Source organism: Rhizobium laguerreae (genome assembly GCF_002008165.1).
Taxonomy (GTDB): Bacteria; Pseudomonadota; Alphaproteobacteria; order Rhizobiales; family Rhizobiaceae; genus Rhizobium; species Rhizobium laguerreae.
The window spans coordinates 1-12,709 of sequence record NZ_MRDM01000001.1 but is presented as its reverse complement, the minus strand read 5'-3'; the positions used below and the strand labels follow the sequence as shown (position 1 = coordinate 12,709).

The window sequence follows — 12,709 nt, the reverse complement described above, 5'->3', positions numbered from 1 at the left end:
CTGATCGTCGGAGCAAGCCGGACGCCAATGTCGCGTTTCTAACTGGCCGGCACCGTCGCAGCCCTATTCAGCTTTGACAATTTGTTGTAGCCGCAAAGTTGAAGTGTCCTGTTTCTGCAAAGTTGGAATGTCACACTCCCCGGGTGGGATTGCGGATGGGACTGATTACGATGAGCGAGCGTGATCTGCAGCGGATCGAGGTTTTGTCGAAGGTCGTTGACGGCCGGGCGACGCTGGTCTCGGCGGCGCGTGTTCTGCGGGCAGATCAGGCGTAGCTATGAGATGCGAAATATCTGCCTCGAAGCTCACACGGGATCCCGTCGGGGCGAACTGATCCGCCGCGTCCTACGGTTCGCGTATTGCATTATCGAGGCCACGCAGCAGCGGATAGAGGAAATAGGAGATCACCGTACGGTTGCCGACCTTGATTTCCGTGGACACGGTCATCCCGGGAAGCAGCCGCACCGGCATACCTGTGGCATTCAGCCGGGTATCGGCAAGCAGGATCCGCGCCTTGAAGAAGGGAGCGGCCGGCTGGTTCGGGGTCTCTGTCTGCTCCTGTTGGCCGGTGAGGAAGGTGTCCTGGCTGATGGTTCTCACCTCGCCCGAGGCGGTGCCGTATTTCTGGAAGGGATAGGCGTCGAGCTTGACTCGGGCTTCCTTGCCGACGGCCACGCGGCCGATGTCGCGGGTGTTGATCGAGACTTCGGCTTCGAGCGGCACGTTAATGGGCACCAGCGTCACGACCGGTTCCGCCTCGCGCACCACTGAACCGACCGAGCGCTGGGCGAGATCGAGCACGACGGCATCGGCGGGTGCGGTCAGCACCACCATGTTGCGGCGCAGTTCCATCTTTTTCAGTTCCTCGTCAGCCATGTCGCGCTGGCCGCGCAATTCCACCAGTTGCTCCATTGCGGCGCGACGGAAATCCTCGATAAAGGCCTGGCGGTCGGCTCGGAGCTTGGCATAGGCGTGGGCGGCCTCATCGGCCCGGCCGCGGACCGCGGTCAGGTCGGACTCGACGTCGAGGCGGGCGTCACGCGAGCCGAGCAGCGTGATCAGCGAGCCGCTCTGCTTGTTATAGAGCCGCTCCCGCGCCGCCTCGATCTGCGAGAGCCCATCGCGCCTGTCGTTGAGCACGGCCTCCTGGTTCTCGCTCGCCGCAAGAGCGGCCGACTGGCCGGCGATCTGCTGCTCGAAATTCTGCAGCTGCGCCATGTAAAAGGCCTGTCGCTGGCCGAAGAGCTGCGCCTGCAGCAACTGGTCGGGCGTATCTCCCGCCATCTTCGTGTAGTCGTCGCCGGCAAGCTCGGCCTCGATGCGCCTCACCTGGGCGTCGAGGGCGGAGAACTTCGCCTGCTGCTGGTCGACATCGGCCTGGCTGAACGTGGCGTCGAGGGTCGCGAGCGTCTGCCCGGCATGCACCACTTCCCCGGCCTTCACCTCGATCGTGCGGATGATCGAGGTTTCGAGCGGCTGGACGACGATGGTCGGCTGGGTGGTGACGAGCTTGCCGGGCGCAATCACCACCTCATCGATCGACGAGACCGAGGCCCAGATGATCGCCGAAACAATCAGCGCCGTCACGCAGTAGAGCGTCATCCGTGCAATGCGCGGCGGCGCGCGCTCCTCCAGCTCGACGGCGTCGGACTGGAATTCGGCAATTGCCGGCGGCAGCGGCGGGCGGTTGGTCAGTTCCCTTCCCTTGCCTGAGGGCGCCGTGTCTGAAGGGCCTTTGCCTGAAGGGACCGGCAGGTTCTCGCTGGGTTTTCTGGTGTGCGCATTCATGCGACCTGCCTCATCTGCTGGGACCACAGGTGGCGATAGGTCATGCAGCGCGATACAAGCTGATCGTGCCGGCCGATATCGGCGACCTTGCCACGCTCGATGACAAGAATGGCATCGGCATCGACGAGCGTCGAAAGCCGGTGCGAGACGATGATGACGGTGCGGCCGGCAGCGATGCGGCTCAGATTCTCTCGGATGATCGCCTCGCTGTCGGGGTCGAGCGCACTCGTCGCCTCGTCGAAGATCAACAGCTTCGGATCGGTGATCAGCGCGCGGGCAATGGCAAGCCGCTGCTTCTGGCCGCCTGACAGATTGGAGGCGTTTTCCTCCAGCATCGTGTCAAAGCCGCGCGGTAGGCGCTCGATGAACTCCTCGGCGCCGGCAATGCGGGCGACTTCCATGATCTCCTCGATGCTGGCATCGGGCTTGGCGGCGGCGATATTCTCGCGCACCGAGCCGCGAAACAGGAAACTATCCTGCAGCACGACGCCGATGCTCGTTCTCAGATGCACGAGGTCGATCTCGCGGCTGTCATAGCCATCCATGCGCACGAGGCCTTCCTGGCTCTGATAGAGCCCCTGGATGAGCCTTGTGATCGTCGTCTTGCCCGAGCCGCTCTTGCCGACCACGCCGAAGAGGCAGCCCGCCGGAATGGCGAAGGAGACATTGTCGAGCGCCGGCGCGCTATCCGGGCCATAACGGAAGCTGACCCTGTCGAATTCGATGCGGCCCTGCAGATGCGGCCGAACACCTCGCCCGCGGCCCGCCTGCTCCGGCCGCTGGTTCATGATCTCGCCGAGCATGCGCACGGAGAGCGCGACTTCCTGATATTCGTGCACCATGGTGACGATCTGCACCAGTGGTCCCGAGACCCGGCCGGCGAGCATGTTGAAGGCGACCAGCGCGCCGATTGTCATCGCGCCGCTGAAGACATCGAGCGCGCCGAGGCCGATGATCGCGACGCTCATCAGCTTCTCCAGCAGCCCGGTCATCGCCTGGGCGATGGTCGAGATCTTGTCGACCCGGAAACGCACGGAGATCGCCTGGGCCGAATAATCGTCCCACACCTTGCGCTGGCGCGGCTCCAACGCCAGCGATTTGACGGTGCGCATGCCGTGCACGGTTTCCACCAGCAATGCCTGCCGGTCGCCTTCGGCCTGGTAGAGCGCCTGCAACCGGCGCTGGAACGGCCCGACGAGCATCATCACGACGAGCCCGACGAGGGCGGCGAAACCGAGCACGACAAGCGTCAGCTTGACGCTGTAGAGAAGCAGGATCGGCACGAAGACCAGGAGCGAAACGCCGTCCAGGAGCGTGAGAAACAGCCGGCCGGTCAGGAATTCGCGGATGCGCCCGGTCTGCTGCATATGCTTGACGAGAACGCCGGCCGAGGCTTGCTCGAAGAGCGCGATCGGCAGGTTGAGCAGATGGCCGAAGGTGCGGGTCGCGACGCGGATGTCGATCCTGTTCGTCGCATAAAGCAGCAGATAGCGGCGCAGGAAGGTGAACGTCGCGTCGAAGACGAGCGCGATCGCGATGCCCGCCGTCAGAACCGTCAGCGTCGCATAGCTCTGATGCACCAGCACCTTGTCGATGACGAGCTGAAAGAAGATCGGCGTCGTCAGCCCCAGCCCGTAGAGCACGAAGGCGGCGAGCGCGACGTCGCGGAAGAAGCTGCGCTGCTTGATGATCTCGGGGACGAACCAGCGGAAGCCGAAGGGCCGGTCCTCATCGGACATGCGATAGCTGCGCTTCAGCAGGATCACCGATCCAAGCCAGGCCTTGGCGAACTGCTCTTCGCTGAGCATCATCACCTCGGCGCGTGATGCCAGCGGGTCGAGAACGCGGATTCTCTCATCCTCCCCGCTCCCGACAGCGCCGGCGATGACCACCCAGTTGCCGTTCGTCAGCTCGGCGAGCACCGGGAAGGCCTCGCCGAGTTGGAACAGGGATCGCCAGTCGAGCGTCAGATGCCTTGCCCTGAGGCCGGCATCCTTGGCCATGCGCAGCAGCTGCCGCATGGCAACGGGATCGTTGCCGACGGCATAATCGTGCTGCAGTCGTTCAGGAGCAAGATCGACGCCGTGATGACGCGCGACCAGTGCAAGACAGTGCAGGTTGGTATGCAGAAAACCACTCATGGCCCACCCGAAACAGTACGAGACCGAGGCAACATTTTTTATCAGTTGAAGTTCGGCGAGGCGTTCGAAGCGCCGGCCTGCACCGTCTGAATATCCGCAGCAGCCGCAGCTGGCATATCGCCGATGCGACGGACCGCACCCGCCTCGACTAACCCGCCAAGCGCCTTCTGCATGAGATCGACCGCATTGGCGAAGGCATCGACCGGCATGATGATGCGCTGGCGGAAGACCGGCTTCGGATTGTTGTTGGCGTCACGATCGGTGGCCGAGAGCGACATCAGGTCGATGCGCACGATCGTTCCCGTGATGGTGATTTCGCCGATGCCATCTGCATAAAGTTCGTTGCTCATTGTTCTCTCCTCTGGTTGATAATCAAAACCTGTTCACCTTTGAGTCGACGCATCGGATTATCCGAAAACCGCTTCACACTTTTCGGTCCGATGCGTGAGTATCGTGCCGCCATGCCGGAAACGGATCGCGAAGGCCGATGGCGGTCTGCGGATCGAAACCCGTCTCCTCCCCGGCCAGGCAATCGTCGAGCGCGGCACGGATCGCCGCCTCGTCAAAGCCGGAGCCGATGAAGACCAGCTCCTGACGACGGTCGCCCCAGACATCATCCCAATGCCGGTCAAGCAACTGGCGGAATTGCGGATGGCGCGGCCAGTGCGCCCGCGGCACCGAGGCCCACCAGAACCCCCTGTTCTCGATGCGGCATTGCGTGCCGGCAATCGACAGCAGGCCGATCTCATCCGGCCGGGTCGCCAGCCAGAAATGCCCTTTCGCCCTGATGATGCCGGGCAATGGCTGCTCGATGACGCGGCTCAGCCGCGCGGGATCGAAAGGCCGGCGGCTGCGATAGACGAAGCTCGCAATGCCGTATTCCTCGGTCTCGGGCACGTGGTCGCCCCAGCCGTAAAGCTCCTTGTGCCAGAACGGATGGCGGGCGGCCTTCGCTTCGCTGAAGAGCCTGGTATCCATGATCGCGCCAAGCGGCACCTGACCGAAGACCGCATCGATGATGCGGGCATCCGGATTGAGCGCCGCGACGACCCGGCGAACCTCTGAGAGCATTACAGGCGGCACATCGCCTGCCTTGTTGATGATGATGACGTCGGAAAATTCGATCTGCTCGACGAGGAGTTCGACAAGCTTGCGCTCATCGTCCCCGTCACGCCTTTCGCCGCGATCGGCAAGGAACTCGGCGCTCTGGTAATCGGCGAGAAGATTGACCGCATCGACGACGGAAACCATGGTGTCGAGCCGCGCGACATCGCAGAGTGCTGCCCCGCTGTCGTCGCGGAAGGAGAAGGTGGCTGCGACCGGCAGCGGCTCGGCAATGCCGGTGCCCTCGATCAGCAGATAGTCGAAACGGCCGGCGCTAGCGAGCCGGCGAACCTCGCTCAGGAGGTCGTCGCGCAGGGTGCAACAGATGCATCCATTGGTGAGCTCTACCAGCGTCTCGTCCGTGCGCAAGAGGTCTGCACCCCCCTCGCGCACGAGATCCGCATCGATGTTGACCTCGCTCATATCATTGACGATGACAGCAACCCGGCGACCCTCACGATTGCTCAGGACATGGTTGAGGACAGTCGTCTTGCCGGCGCCGAGAAACCCGGCGAGAACCGTTACCGGCAATCTGTTGTCTGCACCCATCATCGATCTCATTACCCTTTACAGATGCTTGGCGGGCTTTACGCCGCGAGCTGCGGTCTGAATGCTACGTCCACATAGTAGTTTGTGCTGTTATAGCTGGCGCTCGGGAACAGTCCGCTCGACCCGTAGGCATAGACGCCGTTGCTGCCGCTGAGCGCTCTGAGGTCGCCATTCGTCACATCGGCGCTGAAGTAGTTGCCGGTCGCCGAATAATTGCCGTTGGTGCTGTAGGAAACGACGTAGGTCGTATCCGCGGCGATCTCCACCTGCTGGGTGAGTGTCGCAGTCTGCCAGCCGTTTGCCGTTTCATTGCTGAAGGCGACGCTGCCGAGCAGCGTGCCCGAGGCGGTCCAGAGATAGCCGTTATGCGGGCCTGTATTGTCGGCACCCTTGTAGAAGCGGATGCCAGTGATCCAGCCTGCCGTATCGGCCTGGAACTTCATGCCGAGATTGACCTGCTGATTGTCGTTGGTGGAGACGATTGCAGGCGTCGCATTGGCGGCAAAGAGGTTCTGCTCCGGGCCTGCAGCCGGGTTGTTGATGGTGAGGGCAACCTGGGCCGTGGCCGTGCCGCCCTTGCTGTCTGATATCGCGTAGCTGAAGCTCGCCGGTCCCGAATAGCCTGCGGTCGGCGTGAAGGTCACCGTCTGGGCCTGGGCATTGTAGCCGACCGAGCCGTTGACGGCGCCGCTGACACCGGTGATCGTGAGCGGATCGCCATCGGCATCGCTGTCGTTTGAAAGCAGCGCCGAGGCCTGGATGGTGATCGGCGTGCCCGTATTGGTCGAGTAGCCGCTGTCATTGGCGGCGACCGGAACCGCATTCTGCGCGCCCTGCTGATAGAGCACGTCCACCCAGTAATTGCTGGCATTGTAGGAGGCGGTCGGAAACAGGCTGCCCGTGCCATAGGCATAGACGCCGTTGCCGCCGCTGATCGAACTTGCCGGCGCCGTCAGCGCGCCGCTCGTATAGTCTGTCGTGAAGTAGTTCGCGGTTGCCGAATAGAAGCCGTTGGAATGGTAGCTCGCCACGTAGGTGACGCCGGCCGTGACATTGATCGGCTGCGTGAAGGAAACCGTCTGCCAGCCGCTTGCCGTCTCGTTGATGAAGGTTGCCTGGCCAAGGAGCTGGCCGCTCGCGGTCCAGAGCGAGCCGACATGCATGCCGGTATCCTGTGCGCTCTTGTAATAGGTGAGCCCCGTGATCTGGCCGTTGGCGGAAGCGATGAACTTGACGCCAAGTTCGACCGAGTTGGCATCATTGGCGGCGGTAACCCCCGACGTGTCGGCGCTGGTAAACAGGCTCGAGGTCGTGCCGCCGCCGGGCTGCGAATTGACCGTGAGGCTGACGGTGGCCGAAGCCGTGCCGCCATGCCCGTCCGAGATCGAATAGGAAAAGCTTGCGACGCCGGTATAGCCCGCGTTCGGCGTGAAGATCACCGTGTTGGTCTGGCTGTTAAAGGTCACCGTTCCGTTGACCGCGCCGTTTGCGCCGGTAATGCTCAGCGGATCGCCATCGCCATCGCTGTCATTGGCAAGCAGGTTGGCTGCGGCAATCGACAGGGCCGTGTTGGCATAGGTCGTGTAGCCGTTGTCGTTGGCGGCGACCGGCACAGTATTGCCCGTCGACTGATTGAAGACGACATCGACCCAGTAATTCGACGACTGGTAGCTCTGCGTCGGGAAGGTCGAGCCCGATCCGACCGCATAGACGCCGTTCGTGCCGGCGAGCGCCGTCAGCGAGCCGTTGGTATGAGCCGTGTTGAAATAGCCTGCGGTCGCCACATAGCTGCCGGTCGTGTGGTAGGAAGCGACATAGGTCGCACCCGCCGTGATCTGCAGCGGCGTGGAGAAGTTTGCCGTCTGCCAGCCGGAGAGCGACTCGTTGGTGAAGGTGACCGTAGCAACAAGCGTGCCGTCGGCCCTCCAGATGGAGCCGGTATGCACGCTGGTATCGCCGACAGCCTTGTAATAGCGGATGCCCGAGATCGTGCCGTTTGAGGAAGCGACGAACTTCATGCCGAGTTCCATCGCCGTATTGTCGTTGAAGCTGCCGCCGGTCGGCCCCTCGCTTCCCGTAAACAGCGTCTCGCCGGCCGGAGCGGCCTGAACGGTGAGGCTGACATTGCCCTGGTCCGTACCGCCGCGCCCGTCCGACAGCGTGTAGGCGAAGCTTGCCGGGCCCGAATAGTTATTAGCCGGCGTGAAGGTGATGGTTCCGGTCTGCGTGTTGAGAGCAACCGTGCCGTTGAGGGCATTGCCAACGGCGGTGATGGTCAGCGCATCGCCATTGGCATCGACATCATTTGCGACGAGTGCGGCAATCGAGATAACAAGCGTTCCGTTGTGGCCGATGATCAGCCCGCTGTCGTCGGTGGCGACCGGCTGGCTGTTCGGGCCGGCGTCGAAGACCACATCCACCCAATAGTTCGAGCCGCCGGGGCTCTGACCGGGGAACGTGCTGGTGCCGCTATAGGCAAAGACGCCGCCGCCATCGACGGCCTTCAGCGCGCCGCTGGCATAGGGCTCGCTGAAATAGTTCTCGGTGACGGAGAAGAATCCATTGCTGTGATAGGAGGCCACATAGGTCGTACCGGCGGCGATCTGGATCGGCGAGGAGAACATCACCGTCTGCCAGCCGGAGAGCGATTCACCCACCGACACGCCGGTTGCAAGCAGGGTTCCGTTGCTGGACCAGAGGCTGACGACGTGGTCGCCGGTATTGTAGAAGCCCTTGTAGAAGCGGATGCCCTGCACGGAGCCTGCCGTCGTCGCCTGGAAGCGCAGGCCGAGCTCGACCGGATCGCGATCGATCGCCGTTTCGACCGCGGGCTTTTCCGCCAGCGTCCACAGGCCCTGTGTGCCCGGCAGGGTAACAGTGACCTGTTTGCCGGCCGATGGTGCCTCCAGATTGACGCTATCGTCGACGGCGCGCGACAGGATCGTATAGGTGCCGCTTGCCTGGACGACCCAGTTATAGCTCCAGCTTTCGCGGCCGGTAGCCTTGAACCAGTGCTGGCCGCCGTCGGTGGAAACCTCGACACCGGCAATGATGCCGCCGCCGAAATCCTGCGCCGTGCCGGTGATGGTGACGCGCTGCCCCTCAACGAAGCTGGCGCCAATGATCGGCGACGAGATCGACGAGGTCGGCTTCAACGCGTCGGTCGATTGGGTCGCGAGGATCAGGCTCGCATCGAGCGTGGTCGGCTGGATGCCCATGTCCGCGAACATGTTGACCATCGCCTGCTGCACGTTGGGATCGGTCGGTGTCTGCGCTCCCTGGTGGTTGGCATTCAGGCCCCAGGACCAGAAGACGGTGCCGGCACCGAAGACCAGCGCGCCGCTTTCGGCCCGGTACATGGTGAGGCTGTGGGTCGCCACCGCATCGCCGACCGTCGTGCCGTAGTCGCGCAGATAGGTGCTGACCGCGATCGAGGAGAGCGACAGGTTGATGAGGCCATCCGGCCGGAAGCCGTTCTCGACGTCGGAATCCCACTCGTAACCGAGCAGGTTCTGCACCAGATTATAGGTCTCGCCCTCCTCAAGCTCGGCGACATCGGTGTTGCGCCAGAAGCGCAGGTTCGAATAGTCGTAGGGGATGGTGATCGAATCGGAACGGTAGCTGTCCACCTGGAACATCGTGCCGGTCAGCGAATTCTCCGGCTCCTGCCCCGGATCGGCATAACGCGGATCGCGCCATGTGCCGGTGCCGGTAGCGCTCGGATCCGTGCTCGTGCCCCAGGTCTCCTTGTAACAGACCATCGTGCGATAGGCCTGGCCGCTGCCGTCGATGCTGCTTTCCCAGCGCACCTTCCAGTAGCACTCGTTGCCGCTCCAGAAGGCGAGGTTCACACCCGCATCGCGGGCCGCCTCGACATTGGCGCGCTGCTCGGCCGACCAGTATTCGTCATGACCGACAGAGAGATAGGCATCATGGTTCAGCAGCAGGCTGCCGTTGCGCGTCGCATCGACGCCGGAGATATAGGAAACATCGTAGCCGTTCTGCTCCAACCACTGGATCGCCGAAGACTCGACGCCGAAGACGAAATCATGCGGGCCGCCGATCGGGCTGGTATTGGTGATGATCGGGCGGTTGTAGCTGACGGCTGAAGCACGGCCGATCGCGGTCAGGCCGCAGCTGCAGTTCGGCGGCAGGTAGCCGATCATGTCGGCCGGATCGACCGGGACTTCGCCATAATAGAGGCTGGCGCCGCCCCAGGCATTATAGGCCTGCCAGGTGGTATCGGATGTCTGGAAGACGATCTCGCTGGTGGAGGCGTCGTCGCGCACGACGAAGGGGATGATGCTTGCATCCTCGGTGCCATCCTCGCGCACCAGCTTGGCGAAATAGACGCCCGAGACGGCATCGTCGGGAATCTGCCAGCTCGCCGATACCGACCAGTTGCCGCAATCGATGAGGCCGAGCGACATGTCGACGATCGGGTGCGGCTGGATCTGCGCCGATGTCAGCGATTGCTCGATCGAGTCCACCTTGCGCGCACCGGCCCCGCCGTAATAGCCAATGCGGTAAATATCGATGCGGTAATGGGTGGAATCGGTGGCGATCTTGAAATCGACCGTCTGGCCGATATTCGTGCTGATTTCAGTAGCGAAGCCCTGGATGGTGCCACCACCGTCGCCCTCCAGACCCCATTCGCTGATCGGGTTGCCCTGCTTCAGGTTTTCGAGCGCGATCTTGTTGGGCGTCGCCGCAGCCGTAACCGCCGCCATCGGGGCGGCCAGTGCTGTCGGGGCTGCGGTCGTCTCAGCAGAACCGTCCTGGCTCGGCTCCACAGAGACAGATGCTATCGAGGCCTGAAGGCGCAACGAAGTCGTGCCGAGAGTGCTGGAAGAGCTGACCGGCGCCGCCGTCTTGGTGCTGCCGGTATCGGCATCGGTGGTAACACCCGTAAGCGTGGGAGCGGCAGGCAGTGTCGCAGCCTCCTCGGACGGATCCGGGGCAAGCACGGTGCGTTGCGTTGTCGAGGAAGGCGTCTGGAATACCGTCGCAGCCGACGCCGTCTTGGTGAAACCATCTTGCGCGCCGCTATCTCCCGCGGGCGCCGGCATCGCCGTCGACGATGCGGGGGACGATTGCATGTCGCCTGATGATATCAGCGAAGATGTGACCGTGCCGGAGAAGGAGGATTGGACGGTTGCGCTGCCCTGATTGGCAAAATTCAGGGAACCATCGGTACTTGTCGAAGACACGACCGTCGCGGATCCAAGGACTGCACTCCAGGCAGAGGACGCACGACCGATACTCAACGCTCCACCAAATATACTCAGGTACTCACGATTACTGACATGAATTCTCCGCATCAGCGGCGTCCCCTTCCCATCGGCTGCCCTCGACCGCACCAGCAAGACGTTCATTCTGGCACCTTTGCTACGGGAACGTACGTCAGCAATCCGGGGTATATGGGTGGTACCCTCATACGCCGATATGATGACCCTCAGCGCAAACCGCCCAAACGAGCCCCAAAGCTGCCTACGGCTACTGCACCTGGCTGACGCTGGTAGAAAAGGAATTTTGGTCCGGCCCGGCTGGTCGAGCCGGTTAGGTCGAGCGTTGTCCTGCGCAGCCCCGTGCTACCAGGCCGGAAACGGATCTTCGAGAGCCGACCAGTCCCGCGGGTCCGAGCTTGCCAGGCAGTCGTCCAACGCGGTGCGGACGCCTGTCTCGTCCATATCAACACCGATGAACACGAGCTCCTGCCGACGGTCGCCCCAAGCGCTGTCCCATCGGCTCTCGAGATGCTGACGAAACTGTTGATGGCTGGGCCAGTCTTGTCGGGGAACGGCCGCCCACCAGAGCCCCATAGGTTCACAGCGCCGTTGCACCCCGGCAGCCGACATCAAACCCACGTGACGCGGGCGCGTGGCAAGCCAGAAATGGCCTTTGGCGCGGATTACCCCCGGCCAGGGCTCGTCCAGGAATGCTCGAAACCGCTTGGGGTCGAAGGGACGTCTCGTGCGATAGACAAAGCTCGATACCCCGTATTCCTCCGTCTCCGGAACATGGTCGCCCGGATTGTACAGTTCCTTGTGCCACAACGGGTGAGCGGCGGCTTTTGCTTCATCGAAGAGGCCTGTACTGAGGATGGTTGCAAGAGAAACCTTGCCGAAGTCCGTCTCCACCTGGCGGGCATCCGGGTTGAGTGCAGCCACCGTCTTGCGGACTTCCGCGCGGACCTCCTCGGTCGCATCCGAGATCTTGTTGATCACGATAATATCGGCAAACTCGATCTGGTCGACCAACAAGTCGATGAGCGTGCGCCGGTCGTCACCGTCCCGCTGCAGGCCGCGATCGCGAAGCAGATCAGCGCTGCTGTAATCGGCCAAGAGGCTTGCGGCGTCGACGACGGTCACCATCGTATCGAGTTTCGCAAAATCGGAGAGCGAAACACCGTTCTCGTCGCGGAATGAAAAGGTTGCCGCGATAGGGCATGGCTCCGCAATGCCGGTCCCCTCTATCAACAGATAGTCGTATCGCCCCTCTTCGGCCAGTCGCCGCACTTCCGTCAGGAGATCGTTGCGCAGGGTGCAGCATATGCAGCCATTGCTGAGCTCGATCAACGTCTCCGTCGTATGCGACAGGTTACAGCCACCGTCTCGAATAAGACTGGCGTCTATGTTCACTTCGCTCATATCGTTGACAATGACGGCGACCCGCAGGCCCTCGCGATTGGTCAACACGTGGCTGAGGAGCGTCGTCTTTCCGGCGCCGAGAAAACCCGAGAGCACTGTGACCGGCAGCCGGTCGATGCTGTTTATCGGCATCCCTTGAATGAGGGCATTCGGAGCGACTGTCATTTGCGTTTTATAAGCCTCATTCGAAACCGTCTCTAACCTCGTTCGACGCGTCAAGCTGCGAGCTGCGGCCGGAAGACCACATCGGCATAATAGTTTGCCGAGTCAAAGGTGCTGGTCGGGAAGAGACCTGTGGTGGCAGATCCGCCGTAGGCATAGACGCCATTGCCGCCAGCCGCAGCGCTGGACAGCGCCGACAGCGGACCGTTGCTGACGCCGTTGGCGAAGAAGCCATTGCTCGCCACGTAAGCGCCGGTGGTGTGGTAGGACGCGATATAGGTGGTATTGGCGGCGATGGTGACAGGCGTTGTGAAG

General features: G+C 62.5%; 7 protein-coding genes. All 7 read right to left on the bottom strand.

From position 1 onward, the window contains the following. Positions 1-345: 345 nt before the first annotated feature. Complete coding sequence (locus BS630_RS00035) at positions 346-1,788, bottom strand: HlyD family type I secretion periplasmic adaptor subunit (RefSeq protein ID WP_077975704.1); 1,443 nt, start codon at positions 1,786-1,788, stop codon at positions 346-348. Beyond that, the gene (locus BS630_RS00030; RefSeq protein WP_077975703.1) at positions 1,785-3,929 is read right to left on the bottom strand and encodes a peptidase domain-containing ABC transporter; all 2,145 of its coding nucleotides are present in this window, start codon (positions 3,927-3,929) and stop codon (positions 1,785-1,787) included. Before BS630_RS00030 ends, BS630_RS00035 begins: the two co-directional genes overlap by 4 nt. Positions 3,930-3,970: 41 nt before the next feature. After that, on the bottom strand, positions 3,971-4,279 hold the full coding sequence (locus BS630_RS00025; RefSeq protein ID WP_003549393.1) for a hypothetical protein: 309 nt from the start codon (positions 4,277-4,279) through the stop codon (positions 3,971-3,973). A gap of 73 nt (positions 4,280-4,352) precedes the next feature. Next, complete coding sequence (locus tag BS630_RS00020; protein ID WP_077975702.1) at positions 4,353-5,585, bottom strand: GTP-binding protein; 1,233 nt, start codon at positions 5,583-5,585, stop codon at positions 4,353-4,355. 35 nt (positions 5,586-5,620) lie between these two features. Then, complete coding sequence (locus BS630_RS00015) at positions 5,621-10,957, bottom strand: DUF4082 domain-containing protein (RefSeq protein ID WP_077975701.1); 5,337 nt, start codon at positions 10,955-10,957, stop codon at positions 5,621-5,623. Positions 10,958-11,173: 216 nt separating this feature from the next. Further along, positions 11,174-12,397, bottom strand: coding sequence for a GTP-binding protein (locus BS630_RS00010; RefSeq protein WP_183594657.1), 1,224 nt, complete (start codon positions 12,395-12,397; stop codon positions 11,174-11,176). A gap of 50 nt (positions 12,398-12,447) precedes the next feature. Further along, a partial coding sequence (locus BS630_RS00005; RefSeq protein WP_131629805.1) for a DUF4082 domain-containing protein occupies positions 12,448-12,709 on the bottom strand: 262 nt, incomplete at its 5' end.